The sequence below is a fragment of the Deinococcus aquaticus genome, assembly GCF_028622095.1.
GTDB classification, from domain to species: domain Bacteria; phylum Deinococcota; class Deinococci; order Deinococcales; family Deinococcaceae; genus Deinococcus; species Deinococcus aquaticus.
The window spans coordinates 688,131-712,500 of the sequence record NZ_CP115165.1; the positions used below are offsets into that span (position 1 = coordinate 688,131).

The window sequence follows — 24,370 nt, forward strand, 5'->3', positions numbered from 1 at the left end:
ACGTCACTCCTTTTTCTGATCCCAATGATAACTGTGCATGCTCATACGTTTCTTAACGAACAGTGGAAGAAACCGGTGCCGCTTCCCCAGCTGAAACGCTGAGAACTTCGCGCCGGCCTCCAGCACGACCAGCGGCAGCAGGTCCGGCCGTCCCCTGCGCAGCACGTACCGCAACTGCTCACGCACGAACCGGAAGCCCTCGCCACCCACAGCCGCACCCTCCAGCATCCCGCCCGCATCCGCAAAGAACGCCCCGACATCGAAGTTCCGGCGGAACTGCTGCTTCAACGAGTAATCATGCGAGTGCACCACCTCGGCCTCGGCCTCGTATTTGATCGCATACCCTGCCCGCAGGACCTTCGCGGCCATCAACATGTCCTCGTTCATGATCACGTCATCCGGGAAGCCACCCAATTCCCAGAACACATCCGCCCGGACCGCAGAACAGACGTTCGAGAAGAAGAACGCCTTCACACCCATCTCGGGAATGTCGGCACGGGTGCGCAGACGACCCTGCGCCGGGTAGTTGAAATACCGTGAGAACTCCTCCAGCACCGACGCCCTGGGCCTGGGCAACTGCCGCGCGAAAGTCGCCACCGCCTCGCCCGACCGGATCGGCGCCACCAGATGATCCAACCAATCCGGCCCGGCCGGCACCGCATCCTGCGTCATGAACACCAGAATCTCAGAACCCCGCTCCGACGCCAGTTGCGCACCAAGATTACGAGTTCCACCGTGACTAAAATCAGTTTGGCTGATTGGAATATAAACCCAATTTCTCTCGTCACACAGGTTTTTGATCAATGTCGATTTCTCTGAGTCAATTACAATAGCCTCCGCATCAGCATCCCCGAAATTGAGATCCTTCAGAAGCTCTATACCCATGAATTGAGGTATCACGATTTTTACCCTCATTTGCTTATCTTCCTATGAAGAATAGCCAAAAGAATGTTAATTCTTTTCAGCGACACTGACGCCCAACTTCCCCTCTTCATAGATGTCACGTTTCCACTATGCCTTCTATACCCCACAAGTCGATCCTCTATGAAAAGACTAGGAGACTTAGTTTCAGACATCAAACCAATCCACTGATCATGCATGGGTATTTTGTCCGGAAAAGGCATAATCATTTCCTTCAGCTCAGATCTGAAGGCCATACAGCATCCTATATATGTGTTTTTTATTAAGTTCTTTACAAATCCACTGCCACTGTTTCTAATTTTAAAAAATCCATCTCCCGTTGGGTGTCCGTTCTGGTCTATTATATCTGCATTACAGACAACCAGCTGATGGTAACGGAGACCGTCAAGCATCTTCTCTCTTTTTCCCTTTATCCATATGTCGTCTTGATCGCACAAGAAAATGAAATGGCCGGTACTTAATTTAATTGCTTTCTCAAATGATTTTATTACTCCAATGTTTCTATCATTGCCGTATATTTTTATTCTATCGTCTTGAAAACTATCTAATATTTTCAGCGAGGAGTCAGATGAGCAGTCATCAATGACTATTATCTCGTCATCCTTTTCTAAGTCAAGCAGGATTGAAGAAATCTGGTCTCTCAGAAATCTATCACCATTGTACATAGCAATACAGACGCTAATCATTTACTGCCCGGCTTTGAATTGTATTTGCCAAACCTACCCGCCAAACCATCAGATATACCCCTACGTATAAAATAGAATTTTTCGCTTTTATCTTCTTCCCACATGGCTATTTTCAAAATCTCAGTAATATTTCGGAAGAAATCCCTAAACACCCACACAGGATACCTATAGATATAGTTTCGATATATATAGATCCTGTTCCTGAATACATAATACTTTCTCAGCGGGCTATGGTTGCTCGTATGAAACTGCCACTTACCAATTCTATGGGGGGACATTTTCCCCAGGCTGTGTGAGAGTCGGATACCCTCAGCTTCCACCACCAGATACCCCTCACTCATCAGCCTAAAGCAAAAATCATTGTCCACATAGTCGATAAATAACAGGTCATCCATGAGACCAGTATTCTTAAGCGCAGATCTCTTTATCATGCTTCCGGATGCTATCGCTGTTTTTATTTCTTTTACGGCACCAATTTCATAGCTGGAACTGATTTTTAATCCACCAAAAGACGGGGCGATCAAGCCCACACGGGAAGTATCCAGATCGCCTGATTTTTCGATGTTCTCCAGCATCATCTCAAAGTATCCATTATCTATTGAGGTATCCTGATCGAACAGAGCGAACCACTTTGAATCTACGCACGAATTTACAATACCTATGTTGGTAGCGTGAGCTATGCCATAATTATAGTCCAACGCGATTATTTTTACCCTTGGAGGAATTTGTAACTTTTCCCACCATTTTTCAGAAGATCCATTGTCGACTATTATCAATTCAAGGCACTGGCTTGATATCGAGGTTATATTCCCCGTTATCTCTGAGTCTGGATTATAGCTTACCATTACAGAAGTAATCATTTCTCTTCTCATTTTCTTCCATGCTTTGCATTTTTTGAGTTAATCAAGAAAAGAAATGGAGCGGCCAGAATTCTTGGCTGCAGGATCCAGGATAGATTGCTTATCACGTCAGATCTAAAATACCCGTATTTAAGTATGGTAAAGATCCTAGGTATGTAAGACATGTCAGACATCATATAAAACGACGAGACTTTCGTGTCGCCATTCAAAGAATAGACATCGCAGAACTCTTTTGCCTGAATATATCTCTTCCTGCTGTCTTCGTTGTATGCTCTCCCCTTCAAGCTGTAGTCTTTAATCATTTTTTGCACCCTGTCAGCATAATAATACGCAGAGTTTTTCTGGGTTCCGACCACATTCTTAGAGTGCTGCCTGTATCTTGTCAGAGGCTCTTCAAGGCTAATTATCTTACCGTATTTACAGCATACCAACGCAATCCAGCTATCGTGCATTTCAGCTCCATCTGGTATTGTTGCAACAAGCTTCATTAAACTCTGGTTAATGGCCATTGTGCATCCAGTCACAATGTTCTGAGTCATCAGCAGTCCCAGCCTCTGGCTCCACTTTTTGCTCATTTTTTGGTATTTCCACATCGAATCAGAGATTAAATTCCCCGTCCCATCGATCAGGATTGCATCAGTATGGACTAAAATAGGCATATCTTTCCCGTATTGGGATTCAGACTTTCTGATCTCATTCATTATTACAGAGAATTTGTTAGGTTGCCATATATCATCCTGATCAGCGAAAAACAGATATTCGCAATCTACTTGTCCCATTAGATAGCAAAAATTCTCTTTAGCTCCTCCCGTAGGCGGAGACTGTATTATTTCGACTCTATGATCAGCCTTTGAGTATTCAAGCAGAATCTTATCGGTGCCATCAGTAGATCCATCATCATGTATGACAAGCCTGCTGTTTCCTATCTGGCAAAGAATAGAGTCGATTTGCTCGACAATATAGGGCTTTGCATTGTATGTTGCCATAATTACGACCACCGAATCGTAATCAATATCCTTTACTGCATCCTTCAAGACGCTCCTCCTATTCTGTGTCTGTTCTTTATAGATTCAAACGCCACAAGGAACATTCCAAAGATTGCTCCTCCAGCACTGGAAACCAGATTTGGATTAAACATTCCGGACATCAGCCAAACGATGTATGCCAATGCTATAAAAACCGAGATCAATTTCCTGAAGTCTATACTAATCACGCTCAAAACGAAAATAATCAAGGCAAAATTCCCAATGATTCCAAATTTCATCAGATACCCTAACCACTGCACTTCGTAAGCATAGGGAATATACTCTGATCTGCGGTAAGTTTTGATATTTCCGCCCATCCCGTTTCCAAAGAGCGGCTTTTTGTCAAACTCTTCCTGAAGATAGTATATTTGCTCTACTCTAATTCTGTCTGATACCACCGTTCCGTTACCGGATATTCTTTCGCTGAGGACATTCTTTACAATTTTGTCCTCCGAAATATATCCAACCAAACCTAAAAAAACAATCGCAGCAATCAAGGATGATATGGTATTTTTGGCGCCTCGCCGCTCAGTTATAGCGGTGAATAAGAGCGGAGTTATAACGCAAAACAGACCGGCAAACCAATAATATCTGGCAAAGGACACGGCTATAGCGAAACCTACCAATAATATTACTGCTATTACATTTATTGATTTTAATTTTTTATGCCCAATGAGGTAGAAAAATAATATGTATGGCAATATTGAATCGTTTGCGATCTGGATTCTAATAATCCCATTTCCATAGTTGTCTATAATTGGAATAAGACCCAGAGAATTTTCCATGATTGAGATGACCGCTCTGTAATCAATATAGCCGAAGAAAATAGCAAAAAACACCAAAACTTTTACAGCAGAGTAAGCAATGGCTGCCACGATAGAAATTCGGATCAACTCATTCATCTTCAGCAGATTGAGTTTATACACTACAAAGAGGACAAAAATAACATAAAAGGCGGATATGAAATCTGATAATTCCCTAAATGCGAAATTGTTACCATTAAATATAGTCCCATTTAATGTCATTAGAATCAGAAAACATATAAATGCTATACTAAAAACGGAAAATACTACCAAGCCAATCTCAATCTTCCTGATCGATATTAAATAAATTAATATTGCAGCAAGCATAATAATCGACAGTATAACCTTGAAATTAACACCAAGTATAATCCCTGTAGGCAAGGATATAACAGAAAATAAGAAAATAGCGGCTAAGCTTTTGATTATACTGGCAAAAGACACAGGCTTTCCCGCCTTAATCATTTTTTACCGCCCATCTTCCACTATTAATCCATCTAAATATATAAAATGAGAAGAAAATCATTGCAATACTCTCGGGTATTAGCATGGCATATATCATACCATATGTGTCAAAAAGCTTCACAAGTGGGAAAATTGAAAGCAGAGTAGCCACGCTTATGTAGGAATAAAGCTTAGTTACCAAACTATCCAGATGATTAGGAATCAGGAAATGATATACTATTACAGTATTGATGCATGTCATCGGCAGGATAATAAGCATTATTCGCAGGTATTCAGAGCTTTCAAGGTATTTTTCCCCAAATATAATTCGAATGATATAAGGCGAAAGTATCCATATAATCATAAAAAGCGCCATCCCCAGGAAAGCGTATACCTTTAACATATGTTTTAAATTCTTTATCCCTTCCTTTCCGCTATTTTTAAAGGCCCTGGATGATCTTGGTAGAAAAATCTGATTAATCGGGCCTAACAAACTAATAGCAGTGCGCAGTAATCTATCAGCATTACCGTACAAAGCTACGGCGAGAGCGGGCGAAAGAAGACTAAAAATGTATACGCTTGCGGTCGTGTACACACTTGTAATCAGGGAAAAATTCGCTAAATGAAAGCTTTGTCTAAGCGCGTCAAAGCCCCCCGAAATCGATAAGTTCAGCGGGCCTATTTTGTTAATCATCCACTTAATCATCAGGTAGTTTCCCATAAAATTTAGAACAGCCTGTACAGAGAGAATCAGATATCCATATGGATATCTGCTAAACAGCAGAACGGCTATTATCATATATAAAAGCTTCACCGCAATATCAATCAGGGAGTATTTTTCGAGATTCTCAGTTGCCTGATAGTACCACAGAGGACTCAGCCCCTGAGAGATCGCCCATATTAATCCCCATACGATGAGATTATATTCGCTTTTAAGTATTCCAAACTGACTTGCAGCTAAACAAATAAGGGCGGCAGGAATAAGTAGGATGAGCTTGGCACTAAACGCAGCGGATACGCTACTATTTATAGATGCCACATCATCGCCGGAAATAGCGATCTTCCTACTCAGGGAAAGTGTAAATCCAAAGTCGAGCAGGATTATAATCCAAGAACCCAGTGCCTGAGTCGCTAGCACCCTACCCCATTCAAAAGAAGATATGTTCTCAGTGAATATCGGGGTTATTAGAAAAAATGCAAAACTCCTTATAAAGAAGGAGCCGTAAATTATTAGCAATCTACGGTATTTAGCTATTCGTGCATCTTGCACTAATACGCGCCTTTTCCAGCGAACACAACTCGGATCGTCTGAATCAGTACGACCATATCCAGCCATGGGGTCCAATTCGTAACGTAGAAGTTGTCCATGCCCACCCGTTCGTCGTAACTAGTGTCGCTGCGGCCGTTGGCCTGCCAGTAGCCGGTCATCCCGGGGCGGACCTGTTTGTAGACGGCGTAGATATCGCCGTACTTGGGAACTTCGCCCTGCACGATGGGTCGGGGCCCGACAAGGCTCATGGTGCCTAAGAGGACGTTGGCGAGCTGCGGGAATTCGTCAAGACTGGTCTTGCGCAGGAACGCGCCGACGCGGGTCACGCGGGGGTCGTCCTTGAGCTTGTGTGTGGCTTCGAATTCGGCTTTCAGGGCGGGGTTGCTGTCGAGAACGCTGTTTAGTTTGGCTTCAGCATCGCGGTGCATGCTGCGGAATTTGAAGCAGTCGAACGGTTCGCCGTTGCGGCCCAGGCGGCGGGCGCGGTACACGGCAGGGCCGGGACTGTCGAGTTTGATAGCTAGGGCAATCAGCAGCAGGATCGGAAGGATCAGCAGACCGCCCAGGCCAGCGCCGAGCAGGTCGATGGTGCGCTTGATGAACCGTGACTGAACTGACATGTTGCAGTTTTAGAAAAGGACGTCTGGCACGGCGCTTTGGCCTCAGAATGAGGTGTGAACCCAAAGAATGCACGTGCCAGACGGCTCTATTCTGACATCCTCACCTGCTTTTCGCGCAAACAACATCGCGATTCCTTTCAGGTCTTCCTGGACCTCCTCCTCGACGGTTCCGGTCGTCCCCTGCCCACTCGCGCAACCGTCAAATCGCCCTCCGCGATCAGTCGATTCCTCAACCACACGATCTGGGATCTCCGGACACTCTGCCGCTTCATGCGCCAGGCTGCACTCCAGCTCTTCAATGACACCTGGAAACATGCTCCACACCAGCGTCCCCGGGTCGAATTCCTGGTCGACCTGACCAGCCTCGAAAAGGCAGGAAAGTTCCCCGGACTCTCCGACTGGATGCACGTCCTGAACGCCGTGAACGGCGTTCACCTGGTCGTCCTGTACATCTGCTGTGGAGACCTGAAGCTCCCCTGGGCCTTTCAGATCTGGCGTGGAAAAGGCACGTCCTCACCCGCCGCGTTAGCCCTCAAACTGCTCCGCACTGTTCCACCCGTCATGCTTCAGGGGAAGCGCCGCCCCCGTCTGCATGCAGACGGGGGCTTCGAAAGTGCGGAGTTCATTGAGGCCGTCCTGGAAAGAGAAATAGACATCGTGATTGGTGTCCGGCGCAACAGAACACTCGCGAATGGGACACCCATTCACGAGCTGATGACCCGCGGGTACAAGGCACAACTCCAGGGTCTGAAACCCACCATGTACGTCTCGTGGGCATGGCTATACCGGAACAAAGAGCCAGAGCAGCGCTTCGTCATGTCGAACATCAACCTGGGCGGCAAGTACCTGGCCAGAGTCGGGAAACGCCGCTGGCGGATCGAGGGCTTCTTCAAGACCATCAAGGGGCGGTTCGGCCTGGAGCGGTTCGCGCAGCACAGCAAAACAGGTGTGATGCGGTGGTGGTGTCTCTCAGGGCTGGCGTATCTGCTCTGCCACTTGGCGGATCAGGATGTGCCGCCCAGACCACCGGGAACATGGCCAGATTGGGGAGCGTTAGCGAGAACCGTTCGGTTCTCGTTTATCCCAGAAGTGCGTCGTAGAGCGCTTCAACTGGAACTCGCCGAGCTTGATGCCTTCCAGGACGCACTTTCTGCTCCCGCCCCCTAAACTGCAAGATGTCAGTGAACGCTGCGCAGGTTATTCCGGACTTCAAGACTGGCGACGCTGCCGATATTGTGGGGTTGCAGGGCCTGGTTGGGAACGCCGAACAGGTCCGGGATAACCCAGGTATGCGGGAAGACGGCGTACGTGGCGTTCACGATCCGCTGCTGCAGTTCGGCGCGGGCGCCGGGCATGGAGATCAGGGCCTGTTCGGTGCGTGGGTCGGTCAGGGCAAGGTCCAGGGTGCCCAGAACGGGCACCCCGAGAATATCGGTACCGTGCAGAGCTGGGTTGTCGTCGTAGGCGGCAACCGGGTTCAGGCCGTAGGACGGATGGGTTTTCAGGTGGCTGATGGCCAGCTGAGCGGTCTGTCCTGCACCGATGATACTGATGGGCCGCCCGTAACGGCTCAGTCGAATCAGGATGGAACGGACAGCGTAGCGCGTGAACAGCGAGGTGATGAGGGCCAGCATCCAGTACAGAAGGACGCCGGGCACGCTAGGCGCGAAGGGTTGCACGGCGAACGCGGCGGCCAATTGCACGGCAACGAGTTGAATCGTGCCGGTCACGTGAAGCCGGAGTTCGGTCTGGGGGGAGCGGCCGTAGCCGGGGTACAGACCCTGGTAGGCGCGCCAGAGGAGCCAGACGCCTCCCCAGACAAGCAGGCTGTGCAGGTTAATGCCTTGCACACCAAGTACGGAAAGCAGCGGCAGACTGATCAGGTAGGAGGCAGTCAGGGCAAGCAGGTCACCTGTGATCAGCGCACTAGCCTGTGGCACGCTGGTCAGGGTGCCGGCACTGTTGCGTTCCGTCTGGCGGACAGTACTTGTGGAGGGAGTCAGGATGCCCACGTCATGTCACCTAACCTTTGCTTTCCCTGGGGACGTAACCGTAGCTGTAGGTTTTTCCGTCCTGACCGGAGGGATTGACCTTGTTCATGATGAATCCGAGGACATTGACGTTGGCGTTCCGGGCACGGCGCAGGCTCTGCCGAATGGCCTGGAGGCTGGTGCGGCCTTCCTCGACGACTAGCAGAACGTAGTCCACGTGACGGCCGATGACAAGACCGTCAGCCAGTGCCAGCAGGGGTGGGCTGTCGATCAGGATCAGGTCGTAGCCCTGTCCCCAGTGGGTCAGGTACTCGCCCAGCGGGGCGCGGTTGAGCAAGCTGAGACTGTCGTGCATGCCAGGGCCGGCTGGCAGGACGTGCACGCCCGGCTCGGCTTCCATGACCTGCACATTGTGTGGATCTTTCAGGGCTTCCGCGAGTGTGCGGGCGCCGTTCTGGCCGGTCAGCTGCACCCATTCGTGCTGCGTTTCGTACTTGTCCCAGACTTCCTGCTGCGTGCCGCGGCGCATGTCAGCGTCGATGATCAGAACGCGTTGACCGCTGGCGGCCAGCCCGTCGGCGAGGGTGGCGGTCAGGCTGCTTTTACCTTCGCCGGGCGCTGTCGAGGAGATCATGACGCGCTGGCCGGGTTTGTTACCGATGCGTGAAAGGATGTTCACGCGCAGGAACCCGATGGCCTCGTACAGGCCAGCGAGGCGGGCGGCGCGCACAATGCCGTTGAAGACGACTTCGCGGCGGCGCAGGCGGGGAATCATGCCCAGGGTGGGGAGCCCAAAGCCGAGCAAGTCATCCTCGGTGCGGGCAGTGCGGTCGGTAACGGTACGCAGTGCGGCGATCCCGGTGCCAAGCAGCAGGGTCAGGAGACCCACCAACACTGCATTCCGCGTGGGCTTGGGAGCCACCCGGTCCAGTGGAAGGACAGCCGGCGCGACCAGTTCTAATGAACCGCTGACACCCTCGGCCTGAATTCCGGTCTGTGCGAGACTGCGCTGTAGGGTAGCGCGAGAAGCGATAAGCGTCTGGCGTTCCAAGTCACTCTGTCGACCCTCTGCGAGTTGACGATCGACTTCTGTCAATTGAGCACGCAGACTGCGCTCGGCACGTTGAACACCGCTCAAAGCGCGGCCTCGGTCCCAGTTTAGGAGCGATTGTGCTGTCAAGTCAGCGAGGAAAGTAGCGGCCTCGGGCGTGCCAGCGCGGGCACTGACAGTGTAAATACCGTTCCCATTGAAATCCAGCTGATTCTGGAGAGAAACAGTCGTCACATCGCGGCGGCGCAATTCCTGCTGCAGGTCCTCTGCCAGAGCAGTGCGCAGTTCTGCCGGAAGTGCGCTTTCCTTCTTGACGCGGGTGATGATTTCACCCAGTACCACAGGGCCGCGCATCGCTTCCTGCAAGGCTCCTTCCGGAAGGGGCGCTGCGGTCACGACGCTATTGATCGCACCGATATTAGAGCTGTTGCCTGTTGTGACCAAGCTTGAGGAAGCCTCAAATACGTCGGGTTGAGCGCGGGACCACAAGAACGCAGCACTGGAAGTAAGCGCCGTGACCAGCGCAATCCACGGTAGCTGCCGACGTACTCCCTGCCACAGAGCACCGAGTTCGATCTCGTTTTCCTGTGCGGTTTCGTTCGACCGTTCAGGGCTTCTCGTCCGTTGAGGATCTTCAGGAACGGAGTCAAGGAACGGGTCAGTCACACTGCCCCTGCCTGCCTGAAGCGAGGGCACTGGACCATTTTCATATGAACTGTTGGGTTGTGTACGTGCATCTGTTCTCCGTAGGTGTCAGGTCCCAGCATCAGCTCATCCTACTGTGTGGACGATCACATCCTGCTGCACCGTCTTGTGTTCGTTGGGTTGCTGTGCAATGAGTAGCGCTTCATCCGCCTCAGGGTGAAGGAATAGTATCTGCATAAGACCATAGTTCATCTCTTTACGGTATGCACGGATGCCCACCGATGTTCAACATCACATCAGGTAGATGAGAAGCAGGTGGAGCGTAGAATACTCGGTGTGAAAGCCATTATTCCCGCTGCTGGTCTGGGCACGCGTCTCCGTCCTCTCACGTATACACGGCCCAAGCCGGTGTTGCGGGTGGCCGGTCAGCCGATCATCGTGCATGCCATCGAGACGTTGCAGGCGGCGGGCATCTCGGAGATTGGCGTGGTGGTGTCGGATATCACGCGGGTGGAGATTCAGCATGCCATCCGGGAGATTTCGGGCGTGCAGGTGACGCTGATCAATCAGCATGAGCAGCTGGGGCTGGGGCACGCGGTGCTGGTGGCGCGCGAGTGGGTGGGCGAGGATGATTTCTGCGTGTACCTGGGGGACAACCTGTTTGAGTTCGGGGCGAAACCGTTCGTGGACCGCTTTCTGGCGGAGCGTCCGGCGGCGTTGATTGCGCTGGTGGAGGTTGAGGACCCGACGGCGTTCGGGGTGGCGCAGATGGACGGTACGCGCATCACGCGGCTGGTGGAGAAGCCGAAAGTCCCGCCGAGCAATCTGGCGGTGGCGGGCCTGTACTGTTTCACGCCGCAGATTTTCTCGGTACTGGACGGCATGGCCCCTTCTGCGCGGGGCGAGTACGAGATCACGGACGGCATTCAGGGGTTGATCGATCGGGGCGCGGACGTGACGGGTCAGCCGGTGATGGGCTGGTGGAAGGACACAGGTCGCCCGGCGGACCTGCTGGACGCCAACCGCCTGCTGCTGGAGCGGATCGTGCTGGACGTGAAGGGTACTGTTGAGGATTCGCGGATTACGGGCCGGGTGGTGATTCCGGCGTCGGCGCGGGTGACGCGCAGCAAGATCGTGGGGCCGGTAATGCTGGGTGAGGGCGTGGTCATCGAGGACGCGTACATCGGGCCGTTTACCAGCATCGGGGCCAACACGGTCGTGCGCGGCGCGGAGGTGGAGCACAGCGTGGTGGATGAGGAGGCCTGCATCGAGAACCTGAGTAAGCGTCTGCAGGACTGCCTGATCGGCGTGCGGGCGCAGGTGCGGGGTGGGCGGACGGTGCCGCGTACGCACAAACTGACTATCAGTGACGCCAGCGTGGTCGAACTGGCCTGATCTGGCCTGGGCTGGGCTGGTCTGAACTGGGCACTCCGGGCGTGGCGGCCGGGGCACTTTGGGTGTGACGGCAGGGTTCTGTCAGCCCGGCGGCCCTATCATGTGGGCATGACGGATTCACCTCGTATTCACCTGGGTTCCCTGTTGCGTTCCTCCACCGAGGACGCGCACGTGGAAGGCAACCTTGATCACCTCCAGTACGAGCAGGGCCGCACGCAGCACACGCTGCGCTTCGCGGAGCCCGCGCCGTTCGAGGTGGATGTCAACGCCCTGGGCACCAACGAAATGTACCTGCAGGGCACCTTCGAGCCGGTGCTGGTCATGGAGTGCGCCCGCTGCCTGCGGGAAGTGCACGTGCCGCTGGAGATCACGCTGGGCACGCTGCTGCGTTACGAGCCCTCTGTCGAGACGCCGTACCTGGAGGAGGCCGAGACGGGCGAGGAGATGCTGGTGTTCGGCGATCCGGACCTGGACCTGAGTGCGTACCTCGCGGAGACGACGCTGCTGGGAGCGCCGCTGAGTGTGCTGCACGATGAGGCCTGCCGGGGACTGTGTCAGGTGTGCGGGCATGACCTGAATGACGGGCCGTGCGAGCACATGGCGCAGGTGCCTGTCGAGGAAATCGACGATGAGCTGGGCATCCCGGCCGGGTCGCTGCACGCCAAGCAGAACCCGTTTGCGTCCCTGGCGGACCTGAAGCTGCCGGAGGAGTGAGGTGAGCGCGCCGGAACTGACGCATTTCCGTGATGGGCTGCCGCGCATGGTGGATGTGACTGGCAAGGTCGCCACGTCGCGCGAGGCAAGTGCCGAGGCGTGGGTGCGCCTCCCGCCGGAGGCCCGCGCGGCACTGGAGGGCGGCACCAATCCCAAGGGCGACCCGCTGATCGTGGCGCGGCTGGCCGGGCTGGCGGGCAGTAAGCGCACGGCGGATCTGGTGACCCTGTGCCACCCGATTCCGGTGACGGGCGCGGACGTGCAGGTGACGCTGGAGGAGGCGGGCGTGCGGGTGCGGGCGACCGTGCGGACCACCGCGCCGACCGGGGTGGAGATGGAGGCCCTGACGGCCGTGACGGTAGCGGCGCTGAACGTGTACGACATGCTCAAGGCGGCCAGCAAGGCCATCGAGATCACGGGCGTGCGGCTGCTGAGCAAGTCAGGCGGCAAAAGCGGCGATTTCGTCGCGCCGGATCAGGTGCCAGCCTCCGGCTGAGCAGTACTCAGGGTCCTGTGGTCGGGGCAGGGGAAGGTCCGGGAACCCGGCGGGTCTGTTCAACGTAAAGGGAACGTATGGGCGCAGAACGTCACAATCCAGCTTCAGCGGCCTCGCACCGGGCGTGGCTGGACCTGCTGCACCTGGAAGCCGACGGCACCCTGGACGCGGCGGGGCAAACCACGCTGGCGCAGCTGGAGACCGACCCCTTGGGGATTCCGGTCGCGCAGTGGCGGCAGCAACTGGCGCTCGGCGTAACGCTGGTGCAGGGGCTGCCGCGCCCGGTGCTGCCGGGCAGCGTGGCGGCGCGGGTGGTCAGTGAGATTCAGGGCAGCAGGTGGCTGGGTGTGCCCGCACCTTCCATGCCTGTGTCGGTGGCGCGGGTCGTGGCGACCGACGTCAGTCTGGACTGTCACCTGACGGCTCCCCCACTGCCCGAGGGGATGAGTGTCGCAGCTGCCGTGGCGCGGGACGTGTCGGTGCAGGCCGCCCTGAGCCGCGTGCCACCCCTGCCGGGCAGTGTGGCGGCGCTGATCGCAGGTGAGGTGAGTAGTTCCCTGCGCCTCGGCGCCGCCACGCCGCCGCCAGCCCCGGGAAGCCTCAGCAGTCCAGAGAGCGTGGCCGCGCTGCTGGCCGCCCGCATTGCCAGCGAGGCCGCATCTGAGCGGACGCCATCTACACAGAAGGAACCCAATCTGGGGCAGCCTGACTCCTCCGGGCCTATTCCGGCAGGTGCGGCTCTCCCCTCCCCTGCCGGACCGGCGTTCCTGACTGGAGCCGAGCCGTTCAATCCGCCGGACCGGCCACTGCGGCACAATCCGGCCCCGCTGTTCATGGTGGTGTCCATGCTGGTCGCCCTGACGCTGATGGGCGTCACGAGCGTCTGGCCGAACCTCGCGGCGGGCGCCGTGGTCGCGCAGGCGCTGCTGGCGCAGGTGTCGCCGGTGGCCTTGGCGGGGCTGGCCCTGCTGCTAGTCACGAGCGCGCTGGTCAGCTGGCGTCCCGGCCCGCTTGCGCAGAGGGTCGGGGCCGGAGCGTTCGCGCTGAGCGCTGCGCTGACCCTGCCCACGCTGTACGGAGTGGTCAGTCACGGCAGCGTGACGTTCGGGCAGGACCTGCAGGTCAGCGGCCCGGTGCGCGGGAACGTGATCAACGTGGGTGGCAGCGTGTACCTGCGCCCGGGCGCGCAGGTGAAGGGCGAGGTCATCGCGCTGCTGGGCGACGTGCACCGTGACGCGGGCGCGCAGGTCAGCGGCCGCGTGAACGCCCTGCTCGGGCATGCGCCGGACGACCGGGCCGCGTTGCAGACGGGTGTGCCGCAGGGGCTGGCGGCCGTGACGGCTGCGGCGTTCCGTCCGGTGCTGGGGTGGCTGGGCAGCGCGGCGTGGCCGCAGGTGTTCGTGACCCTGACCGGCGGGGCGCTGCTGCTGCTGTTCGTGTCGGGGTTGGCTCCTATGCTGGCGCGGCGGCAGCGGTACGCGCCGGTCCGGACACTGGCGCTGGGTGTGCTGGCCCTCTCGGCGCTGCTGGGGCCAGCCTACGGGTTGACGCTGGCAGGTCTGCTGGGGCCGGCGCTGATCGCACTGGCCCTGACGGCGCTGCTGATCGCGCTGGGCCTGAGCGTCAGCGCGTACGACGTGGGCCGCGCGCTGGCCCTGCGGGTGCGTCTGCCCGTGCCGGACGCCGTGGGGGCCTTCATCGGCCTGAGCGCGGTGGCCGCGACCCTGAGCGTGCCGCCACTGGCCTTCGCACTCGCGCTGGTCGGCGGAGCGTGGGGCGCGGGGACGCTGCTCCTGACCCGTGGGCGACCGGAACTGCTGGAATTGGCGCAAGCCGCCTGATCAGGGCTGCTGTGCACCGAAATTAGGACCAGTTGAGGCAAGACGAGAGAACCGGAGCTCAGTGAGGCTCCGGTTCATGGCGTACGGCATTGGCACTGACGGCGCGCGTCAGTTCAGGATGCGTTTGAGGTGCAGGTAGATCTCGTACCAGTCCTGCTTGTCGCGGGGGCGCTTGCCACGCAGTTCGATGCGGGACAGGGTGCGGACCCAGTCGGGCGTGATCTGCGGTCCCAGGGTAGGGTCGGCGACGAGGTCGGCGAGCCCCTTGGGCAGGGCGCCCTCGGTGGATGCGCCGTAGAATTCGACGCCCTCGAGCAGGTCGTGAACGGTGATGGCGTACGCGCCGGCCAGGGTCTGGAGGGTTTCCAGGCTGGGGTTGGTGCGGCCACGTTCAAGGTCGCTGAGGTAGGGGACGCTGATCCCGGCTATCTCGGCGACGTCCTTGAGCCGCAGCCCGCGTTCGCTGCGCAGTTCGCGGAGTCTTTCGTGCAGTTTCATTGTTCACCTCCTTGGCTGCGGCGTGGCCTCACGCCGGGTGCCGGGCATGGTTGGGTGCCGGGCGGGGGCGCGTGCCGCCTGGGGCTGTGCATCTGGTCACGGGCGGGGTTTGCCTGTGGGCAGAATGGGGCAGCCTTGGTTGGAGTGTAACACCGCTCATCGGTACGGTCAATACAGAATACAGAGTGTGACTTCTTGCCTCCCCTGATACGTTCCTGCTATAATCTGCCAAGATCGTAATCAGTCCGGTGATTCGTCTCCGACAGAACCCCCGTGTGCGCCGTCGCCTGCGTCCCGGCCCCCCGCCCATCCCTTCACGGCCCCACTGACCTCACTGCCCACCGGGCGGGAAGGAGTGCTCCTCATGCGCTCACTGGACACCATCACCGAAAGCATCCGCCTGGGCCACGCCCATCCCACCACCCTGCTGAACACCTTCATCGAACTGGAAAACGAGGGCGGACTGGTCGCCGTGCGCCGCATGGAACGGCAGTTGCAGCTGGGCGTGCGGGCCATGCGGGAGCGCGGGCATCCCCACAGTGACCTCGCGCAGAAGTGGCTGAACTCCGCGCGCGCCTACCTGATCACCCGCGCCGAACGGCGACAGGCCAGCTGACCCACTCCCACAACATCCAGCAGCAGGCCCCCGGCGTGAACGTCACCGGGGGCCTTGCATCACTCTGTCGCCGCTGTCCGACTGGGCTTCCATTCCCGCCGCGATCCAGCCAGACCCGGCGCAGCCAACCTTATACGGATGCCGTCTGCTTCGTTAACAACCCGGAAGGGCACCGGGTTGCCAACTCCACGCCCGGAATCCGCTCTGCTCCCACTCGCTCCGCTCGGATTGAACGGTTTTTGCAAACCATTCAATCGGAGTCCGTATCAGTCCAGGCGGTAGATCTCGCCGTACTTGCGGTGCAGGTACGCCACGTACGGGTCAGCCGTCAGGGCCTGTCCGGTGGCCTGCACGGTCAGTTCGGCGGGTGTCAGGCTGCGCCCGTGCTGGTGCACATGCTCGACCAGCCACGCGCGCAGCGGGCCGTACTCGGCGGCGGCCACGCCCTGCGCCACGGCAGGGTCGCGCTGCGCGGCCTCCAGCAGTTGCACGCTCAGCAGGTTCCCCAGCGTATACGTCGGGAAGTACCCGATCAGACCGGCCGACCAGTGAATGTCCTGCAACACGCCGCGCGCATCGTCTGGCGGGGTCAGGCCCAGGTACGCCTGCATCTTCTCGTTCCAGGCGTCCGGCAGGTCCCGCACGGCCAGACTGCCTTCCAGCAGCGCCAGTTCCAGCTCGAAGCGCAGCATGACGTGGAAGTTGTACGTGACCTCGTCGGCCTCCACGCGGATCAGGCTGGGGTTCACGCGGTTCACGGCGCAGTACAGCGCCCCGGCGTCCAGGCCGTCGGTCACGGCGGGCGCGGCCTGCTGAAGCTGCGGGAAGTACCGCTCCCAGAACGGGAGGCTGCGGGCCAGCAGGTTCTCGAACATCCGCGACTGGCTCTCGTGCACGCCCAGGCTCGCCCCGGCCGAGACCGGCGTGCGCGCCCAGCGCTGCGACACGCCACGCTCGTACATGGCGTGCCCGGTCTCGTGCCACGTGCCGAACAGGCAGGCGGGCCAGTACGGCTCCACGCGGGTCGTGATGCGGATGTCACTGCGGCTGAAGTTCGACTGGAACGGGTGCGCGCTCTCGTCTTGCCGCGCGAAACTGCCCTGCAACCCGAAAGCCTCGCCCGCCACGCGCCACGCGAAGTCCTTCTGCGCCTGCGGGGGGAACGGGCGGGTCAGTACGTTGTAATCGGCGGCGTCCCCGGCAGCGCGGATTCGCTCCAGCAGCGGCAGCGTGCGGTCGCGCAGGTCCGCGAACACAGCCCGCACCTGCGAGGCGCGCATGCCCGGCTCATAATCGTCGATCAGGGCGTCGTAGGGGTGCTCGTCGAAACCCATCAGGTCCGCCTGACGGCGCGCGAGGTCCATCATGCGTTCCAGATGCGGCGCGAACGTCCCGAAATCGCTGCGGCTGCGGGCCTCGATCCAGGCGTGGTGCGCCTCGTTCTGGGCGCGGGTCTGCTCCTCCACGAACGCGGTGGGCAGGCGGGTGGCCTTGGCGTGGTCGCGGCGGGCGACGCGCACCACAGCCCGGTCCGTCTCGCCCTGTGGCTGCGCGGCGGTCAGCAGGTCGCCGGTCTCCGGGGCGGTGAACAGTTCGTGCGACAGGCCGGCCAGCGTGGCCAGTTGCTGCCCCCGCACCGGGGCGGCCTCCTCGGGCATGAAGGTCTCCTGCTCCCAGGAGAGCAGGCTGGCGGCGGCGTTCAGGTCACTGACCTGCCCCAGGCGGCGCTGGAGGGCCTGCATGGTCGGGTGGGCCGGGGTCGCTTCGGTGGCCGTCTGGTCGGGCGTGGTCATGACCTTCAGGGTACCGCTGCCCGGCACCTCCTAGGCCATCTGGCGGAGGCGGCCTTACCCTTACTGCCAGCGTTCGCGGGACGCGCCGGCCTCGCCCAGCAGCAGGGGCCGCACCTCGCCCAGCAGGTACAGGCTGCCGCATACCAGTGCCAGCGGCGCGTGCCGGGCAGCCAGGACCGCCAGCGCCGCCACCGGGGAGTCCGTGACCGTCACCGGCAGCCCCGCGAACAGCGAGGCCAGTGCCTGCGGATCGGCCGCCCGTGGACTCAGGGCCGCGCGGGTCAGGATCACCTCTGACGCGCAGGAGCGCAGTGCCGAGGCGACCCCACTGATGTCCTTGTCGCCGGCCGCGCCGAACACCAGCGGCAGCGGGCCGACGCCCAGTTCCCTCAGCGCGGCAGCCAGTGCCCGCGCGCCGGCCGGGTTGTGCGCGCCGTCCAGCAGGACCCGCCCACCCTGCCAGGCAATGACCTCCAGCCGCCCCGGCCACTGCACGGAGGCCGCCCCGCGCGTCACGGCCTCTGCGGGCAGGCCCAGCCGCAGGGCGGCCAGGGCTGCCAGGGCCGCGTTACGGGCCCCGTGAGCGCCCAGCAGGGGCGTGTGCAGGGTCACGGGCCCGTCGGGGCTGCGCAGCGTCACCTGGACCCCCTCCCAGCCCAGCAGGCGGGTGCCGAGCAGGTGATCGTCCAGCCTCCACAGGTCCGCGCCCTGCGCGGCGAAGATGGACTGCACCTGCGGCGCGACCCCCACCACCGCCGGCCGGCCCGCTCGCAGAATCCCCGCCTTCTCGGCGGCAATGGCCTCCAGCGTGTCTCCCAGGAACTCCGTGTGATCTAGCGCCACGTTGGTCACGACACTCAGCACCGGGTCCAGGGCGTTCGTGGAGTCCAGGCGGCCGCCCAGCCCCACCTCCATCACGGCCACCTGCACGCCCGCCTCTGCAAACAACAGCGCCCCCAGGGCCGTCACGATCTCGAAGAACGAAGCCTCGACCGCCTCAGCCTCCGGGCGCACGCGGGCCAGCGCCGCCGCGACCACGTCTTCCGGCAGTTCCTGACCGTCCACCACGAACCGCTCCGTGAACCGTGTCAGGTGCGGACTGGTAAACAGGCCCGCCCGTACCCCCCCAGCCCGCAGCATGGCCGCCAGCGTGGCCGCCGTGGACCCCTTCCCGTTCGTGCCGCCCACCAGCACCGTCCGGAACGACGCCTGTGGAGTACCCAGCCGCGCCAGCAGCGCCTGCACCCGCCCCAACCCCGGGTGCACCCCGAACCGCTGCCGGGCGAACAGCCAGTCAAGCTCCGCCTGCCACGCTTCCTGCCGGCCCATACCGTCCTGTTCCGTCCTCACGGGACCCAGCATAGGCTCCCGGCAGCACGACAGACAGAACGGCAGAGAGGGCCCGATGTGACCCGGACCCTCCTCAGCAGATACGCCTTCCTTACGCCTGGGGCGCGAAGAACCCTTCCAGCACCGGCACGATCTGCTTCTTGCGACTGATCCGCGCCCCCAGATCCGCGACCGGACCGTCCACGCTCACCCCAAATGCACCCGACAGGACCTGCGCCTCGGCAGCCCCCAGTACCAGCGTGCGGTTCGTCTCGTTCAGGATATCCACCACGCTCAGCAGCACGCCCGCCAGTCCGTCGGCCGCCTTCACGTCCGCCATGGCCGCCAGCAGCTCGGCCTGACGACCGAACACATACGCCGGGTTCGTCGTCTCGATCACACCGATCCCCCACTGCTGCGGCGCGACCACGTCACCGAACGGGAACACCTTGTAATCCATGCGCAGCAGCGTCTCGGCCGGCGTGTTGCCCAGATCGCTCTTGGCCGCGAACATGGCCAGCGCGTACGCCTCCACGTCCTCCACACCTGCCACCGGAGCCAGGAACGCCACCGCGTCACGGTCCTCCCGCGTGGTTGTGGGACTGCGGAAATGTAGCGTGTCACTCAGAATTGCGCTCAGCATCAACCGGGCGTCCAGGGCCTCCACGCTCAGGCCCGCCTCGCGGTGCAGCCTCAGCAGGATCGTGCCCGTGCACCCCACTGGCTCGAAGCGCAGGTAGGGGGGCTGCGCGGTACTCAGGTCGCCCAGCTTGTGGTGATCCACCACGCGCGTCACGTTCAACTCCACAAGGTTCGGCACGGACTGCGCACTCTCGTTGTGATCCACCAGCGCCACCGCCGCGCCCGCCTCCAGCGCCGGCAGCAACGCTGGGGCGTCCACGCCCGCCTCACGCAACACGAACGCCGTCTCGAAATTCAGTTCGCCCAGACGGAACGCCTGCGCGTCCACCCCCTGACGGGCAAGCAGACGCGCGTACACCAGCGCGGCCGTGATGGCATCGGTATCCGGATTCAGGTGACCAAAAACAGCAAGCATGCTTTCAGTCTACCTGCTGCCCAGCAGGTCGCACGTGGCACTAAACTGCACAGGCAACAGAACATAACAGGAGAAACCCCCGCACATGGCGGGGGCTTCTCCGGCGAATCCCTGACGAGATTCAGAGTGAACTTTAGAAGCTGACTTTGTAGCTGATCTTGAAGACCTGGCCACGGGCGTCGTTCACGCCGGTCACGGCGGCGCCGTTGGCTTCCTTCAGGCGCAGGTTGCCCACGCCGTAGCCGAAGCTCAGGTCGTAGTAGTTGCCTTCCACGTACAGCAGGTCCTGGCTGACGGTCTGACCACCGTTGTTAGCATCAGAGAAGTAGCCGGCGACGTCGGTACCCGCGTCAATACTGCCCGTGAAGGGGGTGTAGCCGCGGTTCTTGCCCTGGTAGCCAGCGTAGTACACGGCCAGCTTGGTGTTGGGGAGCAGGAACTCGTTGAGCTTGACGCCCGCGAGGTAACGCACAGCGTTGGAGTCGTAGTCCGAAGCGGTGCCGTTGTAGTCGTGGCTGCGGCTGTAGTAGCCGATCTGCCCTTCGAAGCTGGGCTTGAAGGCGACGTTCAGCGCGTCGGTCTTGACACCCAGGCCAGCGGCGACGGCCGTGCTGTTGAAGGTGGTGGCGTTTTCCTTGGTCAGGTCGTAGCTGTCGTTGGAGAAAGCAGCCTTGACGTTGACGTCGGCAATGCCGAGCTTGGTGGAGTACACAGCGTCACCGTAGGTGAAGGTGTTGCTGTAGCTCTTGGTGGCTTCACGGTAGCGACCGGCGTAGCCGAGGCGCAGGTCAAGGTTCTTGACCAGGGCGTTGGCGTCCTTGCCGCTGTGCGCGATTTCCACGCCGTACTCGCTGTAGCACTTCTTGTCGGTGAAGCTGTTCTGGCTGAAGGTCAGGGCAGTGCCGACGCCGTCGGTGTCACGGTCGCTGATGCCGGGGTGCAGGTCGGCGCAGCCGCTCTGGTCGAGCAGATCGTTGTTGGCCAGGGCGAAGTAGCTGTTGTACTTACCCTTAGCGAACAGGCTGCTGTCGTCGGCCAGCAGGTCGTTCTGCTTCTTGGTGCCATTGATGGTCAGGTCGCGGTAGTAAGCGCCGACGCTGAAGCCCAGGCCCGGGGTCACGTCGCCACGCACGCCGTAGCGCACGCCAGCCAGACCCAGTGGGTTAGCCATGTACTCGTAGTAGCCACCACGCACCGTGATCAGGTTCAGCAGGTTGACCTTGGCGGTGATGCCACGGTCCACAACGCCACTGGGCTCCCGGGCAGTGTCCAGGGGGTTCTTGCCGTAAGCGACTTTGTTGTCCTGATAGCCAGCCAGGGACACGGGACCCAGGGTGGTACCGACCTTCACGCCGAAACCGGTCTGGTTGGCGCTGTAAGGAGCGGTGCTGCCGTTGTCGGTGTCTTTGGGGTTGGCTTCCATGACACCCGACACCTTGTCGTAGCCGGCGCTGACGCTGCGGTAGTTCAGGGTGTACACCTTCACCGGGCCCAGCGTACCGCTGGTCTTGGCGTAGAAGGCGTTCTGGGTGTCGATCGTGGGGGTCACGCTACCCGTACCAGCAGCAAAGGTGCTGGTGTTGCGGCGGCTCTGAGCATACTCGCTGTCGAGCTGCCAGCCGGCGACCTGACCGTGCAGATCAGCGCCGTAGGCGGTGACGTCGGCAACCGTCGTAATGCTGTTACCGCCAACAGGAGCGGGGGCAGCAGCGAGACCAGCAGTGACCTTGTAACCGGTCTGGTCGAGGCCTTCCTGCATGTAGTTCAGGCCAGCCTTCAGGGTGCCCACGGGCGTGATTTCCGCGCGGATACCGCGGTAGTACTGATAATCGCTGTTGGCGCCGCCCTTGCTGCCGTACACGCCGGTGATCATGGGCTTGAAGGCACCGATAACGGGCAGGGTGCTGCCGTCGACGTTCACGATGTAGCCGTCGCCGCGGGCGGTCTTGTCGTTGTCGCCGATGTAGTCAGCGAATTTGAACTTCAGGCTCTTGCCGAAGGTCACGGTGATGGGAGCGTTGCCCACGGTGAACTTGGCGGTGGCGTTCTTGAAGTAAAAGAACAGGGGGCGGTAGGTGATGCCACTGTCGGTGTCCACGACATCCGGGTAGTTGGCGTAAGAGCCAGCACTGATGTAATCGGAGCTGGGCAGACCGGCAGTGATGCCGAAGGTGACATCAACGCTGTTGACGTTCAGACCGCCAGGTCCGGGAACGTAGGCGCCACGGACGGCGCTCTTGGAGGTGTCGATCTTGCCGCCACCGTTGTTGAAGTCGATGCTGAAGGAGATGCTAGTGGCACCTTCGCGGCTGACAGCGTTGGTGGGAGTGTTACCCGCACCGCTGAAACCGTAGAAGTTCGCCTTGTCGTTCACGACTTTGACATCGCTTCCCGTCAGGTCAGCCCAATCGACAGCCGTGTCGGTGGTGTCGGTGTTGTCGTCGGTGCCGGTGCTGAACACGGTGCCGGGGATCAGGCGATCCAGGTCCATGTTGCGGTCAGCGCGGGCCACGTTGTAGGTGGCGCTCAGGCTGGGCTTGATGCTGAAGGCGTACTTCTCGAGCTGGGTGACGCGGTTGTCGATGCTGGTGACTTTGGTCTCGACGACGCCGACGCGGCCGGCGAGGTTGTCGTAGTCGGCGCGGGCGACGAGGTCGGCCTGGGCGGCTTCGACGGCGCTGACGCGGTCCTGGAGGTTCAGGATGTCCTGGTTCAGGAGGACAGTCAGGTCGTTCAGGGCGGCGATGCTGCTGGCGTTGTCGTCGACGTCGGCACGCAGGGTGTCGTAGTCGTCGGCGCGGGCGGTCAGCTCGTCGATCTGGCTGGTGAGGCCGGCGAGGGCTTCGGGGTCACCGTTCTGGAGGGCGATGGCTTCGACGCGCTCTTCGAGGCGGGCGAAGTCGTCGCGGCTGACGGCGTTCTCTTCGAGGTCGCTGACGCGCACGCCCAGGGCGGCGAGGTCGGCGGCGAGTTCCTGAATCGCGTTCTGGAGCGCGGTCAGGGTCTCGGGGTCCATGGTGCTGGGGTTGACTTCGCCGCTCTTCACCTGGTCGAGCAGGCGGGCGATGATGACGGCCGCTTCGTAGCGGGTCAGGTTCTGGGTGCCGCGGAAGGTGCCGTCGGGGTAGCCCAGGATGATGCCGGTGCTGACCAGCTTGTCGATGGCGTCTTTGGCCCAGTGACCGGCGGGAACGTCGGTCAGTGCAGGGACCTGGGGCGCGCTGGCAGGAGCCGCAGTCTGTGCAGCGGCAACGCCAAAGGACAGCGCAGCGGTGAGAACGAGCAGGCTTTTCTTCATATGAACCCCCAAAAGGTCGTCGCGCGTCGGAGTCACGTCCGGCTCTGAAGTTGACGTTGGGGCGAGTTGCCGGGTTTCCTCTCCCGGAGTGATTCGCCGTCCTGTGTCCCTTTCGCGCAACCTGACGCTCCTGTCCTGTCGGATGAGAACTGTCAGATCAGGCGGATGATACAAGCATGAAAGAGACCGGGTCAAGTCTGAGAGTCACGTAAAATGCCCTTGTTACGCGAGAATGCCTATTTCTGACGAACCGATGAAGGTCCGTTCGGCCGGCCCGGAGGCCCGGAAATGCCCCTGCACTGTAAGAAGACTGTGACGTTTCAGGACGTGCCAGGGGGCGTTCATGGCCGCCGGGTCATCCACCAGCGTGGGAATCAGACGCCCGATTGCCCAGTGTCGATGGCCTGCTGGAACCAGGCGGGGATCTGCCCCTTGAAGTAGCGTTCCGCCCACGCCGAGGCCCACACGTGGTACTCACCTCTTTCGATGGCGGCTCGGGCCCGCTCGACCAGCCGGTGCAGGTACCGCAGGTTGTGCAGCGACAGCATGCGCGGCGCGAGCATCTCCTCTGCTTTGACCAGGTGCGCGAGGTAGGCGCGGGTGTAATGCTGGCAGGCGTAGCAGTCGCAGTCGGCGTCCATGGGGACCAGCTGGCGGCGCGGGGGGCTGGAATTCATGTTCAGTCGCCCGTCATCGGTCAGGGCGTAACCGAACCGTCCGGTGCGGGTGGGGTACACGCAGTCGAACATATCGACGCCCAGCGCAATACCAGCCACCAGATCCTCGGGGTGACCCACGCCCATCAGGTAACGGGGCTTATGCTCGGGCAACTGCTCAGCCGTGAAGGCGACCGCCGGGTACATCTGATCCTTCGGTTCACCGACCGCCAGCCCACCAATGGCAAATCCCGGCGTGTTGTAAGGCAGTGTCAGGTCCAGGCTCTGACGGCGCAGGTCCTCGTGGACGCCTCCCTGCACGATTGCGAACAGCGCCTGATGGTCGTTGGTCTTGGCACTGAGG

The 24,370-nt window shown here is 59.7% G+C and carries 21 protein-coding genes (1 of these 21 running past the window's edge); 6 read left to right on the plus strand and 15 right to left on the minus strand.

Annotated features, from left to right (window positions below):
* Window positions 1–3: 3 nt before the first annotated feature.
* From M8445_RS03365 to M8445_RS03395, 7 genes are all read right to left on the minus strand, one after another.
* Window positions 4–915, minus strand: a complete 912-nt coding sequence (locus M8445_RS03365; RefSeq protein WP_273989681.1) for a glycosyltransferase family 2 protein — start codon at window positions 913–915, stop codon at window positions 4–6.
* On the minus strand, window positions 912–1,607 hold the full coding sequence (locus M8445_RS03370) for a glycosyltransferase (protein ID WP_273989683.1): 696 nt from the start codon (window positions 1,605–1,607) through the stop codon (window positions 912–914). The genes M8445_RS03365 and M8445_RS03370 overlap by 4 nt, the downstream gene beginning before the upstream one ends.
* Window positions 1,604–2,467, minus strand: coding sequence for a glycosyltransferase (locus tag M8445_RS03375; RefSeq protein ID WP_273989684.1), 864 nt, complete (start codon window positions 2,465–2,467; stop codon window positions 1,604–1,606). Before M8445_RS03375 ends, M8445_RS03370 begins: the two co-directional genes overlap by 4 nt.
* Window positions 2,468–2,475: 8 nt before the next feature.
* Entirely contained in the window at window positions 2,476–3,501 is a 1,026-nt protein-coding gene (locus tag M8445_RS03380) for a glycosyltransferase family 2 protein (protein WP_273989686.1), read from the minus strand.
* Complete coding sequence (locus tag M8445_RS03385) at window positions 3,498–4,622, minus strand: O-antigen ligase family protein (RefSeq protein WP_273989687.1); 1,125 nt, start codon at window positions 4,620–4,622, stop codon at window positions 3,498–3,500. The genes M8445_RS03380 and M8445_RS03385 overlap by 4 nt, the downstream gene beginning before the upstream one ends.
* Before the next feature lie 127 nt (window positions 4,623–4,749).
* The gene (locus tag M8445_RS03390) at window positions 4,750–6,006 is read right to left on the minus strand and encodes an oligosaccharide flippase family protein (RefSeq protein WP_273989689.1); all 1,257 of its coding nucleotides are present in this window, start codon (window positions 6,004–6,006) and stop codon (window positions 4,750–4,752) included.
* Window positions 6,006–6,626 (minus strand): sugar transferase, encoded by a 621-nt coding sequence (locus M8445_RS03395; protein ID WP_273989690.1) that lies wholly within the window; start codon window positions 6,624–6,626, stop codon window positions 6,006–6,008. The genes M8445_RS03390 and M8445_RS03395 overlap by 1 nt, the downstream gene beginning before the upstream one ends.
* 54 nt (window positions 6,627–6,680) lie before the next feature.
* On the opposite strand from M8445_RS03395, the gene M8445_RS03400 reads away from it, so the two are divergent.
* Window positions 6,681–7,793, plus strand: coding sequence for a transposase (locus M8445_RS03400; RefSeq protein WP_273987271.1), 1,113 nt, complete (start codon window positions 6,681–6,683; stop codon window positions 7,791–7,793).
* 11 nt (window positions 7,794–7,804) lie between these two features.
* Here the strand turns inward: M8445_RS03400 and M8445_RS03405 are convergent, their stop codons facing one another.
* Window positions 7,805–8,566 (minus strand): nucleoside-diphosphate sugar epimerase/dehydratase, encoded by a 762-nt coding sequence (locus tag M8445_RS03405; protein WP_273989692.1) that lies wholly within the window; start codon window positions 8,564–8,566, stop codon window positions 7,805–7,807.
* Window positions 8,567–8,648: 82 nt separating this feature from the next.
* A complete protein-coding gene (locus tag M8445_RS03410; RefSeq protein ID WP_273989695.1) occupies window positions 8,649–10,334 on the minus strand; it encodes a polysaccharide biosynthesis tyrosine autokinase in 1,686 nt (561 codons plus the stop codon).
* A gap of 315 nt (window positions 10,335–10,649) precedes the next feature.
* On the opposite strand from M8445_RS03410, the gene M8445_RS03415 reads away from it, so the two are divergent.
* The 4 genes from M8445_RS03415 (at window position 10,650) to M8445_RS03430 (ending at window position 14,759) form a co-directional block, all read left to right on the plus strand.
* On the plus strand, window positions 10,650–11,708 hold the full coding sequence (locus M8445_RS03415; protein WP_273989697.1) for a glucose-1-phosphate thymidylyltransferase: 1,059 nt from the start codon (window positions 10,650–10,652) through the stop codon (window positions 11,706–11,708).
* Window positions 11,709–11,816: 108 nt separating this feature from the next.
* Entirely contained in the window at window positions 11,817–12,422 is a 606-nt protein-coding gene (locus M8445_RS03420; RefSeq protein ID WP_273989698.1) for a DUF177 domain-containing protein, read from the plus strand.
* Between the two features lies 1 nt (window position 12,423).
* Window positions 12,424–12,918, plus strand: a complete 495-nt coding sequence (gene moaC / locus M8445_RS03425; RefSeq protein WP_273989701.1) for a cyclic pyranopterin monophosphate synthase MoaC — start codon at window positions 12,424–12,426, stop codon at window positions 12,916–12,918.
* Between the two features lie 77 nt (window positions 12,919–12,995).
* The gene (locus M8445_RS03430; RefSeq protein ID WP_273989703.1) at window positions 12,996–14,759 is read left to right on the plus strand and encodes a polymer-forming cytoskeletal protein; all 1,764 of its coding nucleotides are present in this window, start codon (window positions 12,996–12,998) and stop codon (window positions 14,757–14,759) included.
* A gap of 108 nt (window positions 14,760–14,867) precedes the next feature.
* Here M8445_RS03430 and M8445_RS03435 read toward each other — a convergent pair whose 3' ends face one another.
* On the minus strand, window positions 14,868–15,257 hold the full coding sequence (locus M8445_RS03435; protein WP_189064303.1) for a helix-turn-helix domain-containing protein: 390 nt from the start codon (window positions 15,255–15,257) through the stop codon (window positions 14,868–14,870).
* A 364-nt stretch (window positions 15,258–15,621) separates the two neighbouring features.
* On the opposite strand from M8445_RS03435, the gene M8445_RS03440 reads away from it, so the two are divergent.
* Window positions 15,622–15,873 carry a hypothetical protein gene (locus M8445_RS03440; RefSeq protein WP_055362122.1) on the plus strand — a complete coding sequence of 84 codons (252 nt, stop codon included), beginning with the start codon at window positions 15,622–15,624 and terminating at the stop codon, window positions 15,871–15,873.
* A gap of 266 nt (window positions 15,874–16,139) precedes the next feature.
* Here the strand turns inward: M8445_RS03440 and M8445_RS03445 are convergent, their stop codons facing one another.
* The 5 genes from M8445_RS03445 to tgt all read right to left on the minus strand — a co-directional run.
* Window positions 16,140–17,666 (minus strand): carboxypeptidase M32, encoded by a 1,527-nt coding sequence (locus tag M8445_RS03445; protein WP_273989705.1) that lies wholly within the window; start codon window positions 17,664–17,666, stop codon window positions 16,140–16,142.
* Between the two features lie 60 nt (window positions 17,667–17,726).
* The gene (locus tag M8445_RS03450; RefSeq protein WP_273990820.1) at window positions 17,727–18,995 is read right to left on the minus strand and encodes a bifunctional folylpolyglutamate synthase/dihydrofolate synthase; all 1,269 of its coding nucleotides are present in this window, start codon (window positions 18,993–18,995) and stop codon (window positions 17,727–17,729) included.
* A 112-nt stretch (window positions 18,996–19,107) separates the two neighbouring features.
* A complete protein-coding gene (locus M8445_RS03455; protein ID WP_273989708.1) occupies window positions 19,108–20,052 on the minus strand; it encodes a manganese-dependent inorganic pyrophosphatase in 945 nt (314 codons plus the stop codon).
* Window positions 20,053–20,185: 133 nt separating this feature from the next.
* Window positions 20,186–23,350, minus strand: a complete 3,165-nt coding sequence (locus M8445_RS03460) for an S-layer homology domain-containing protein (RefSeq protein ID WP_273989710.1) — start codon at window positions 23,348–23,350, stop codon at window positions 20,186–20,188.
* Window positions 23,351–23,724: 374 nt separating this feature from the next.
* On the minus strand, window positions 23,725–24,370 hold the 3' portion of the coding sequence (tgt, locus tag M8445_RS03465) for a tRNA guanosine(34) transglycosylase Tgt (protein ID WP_273989711.1). It continues 509 nt past the right edge of the window; 646 of the gene's 1,155 nt are visible here — the last part of the coding sequence; its start codon lies beyond the right edge, outside the window; the stop codon is at window positions 23,725–23,727.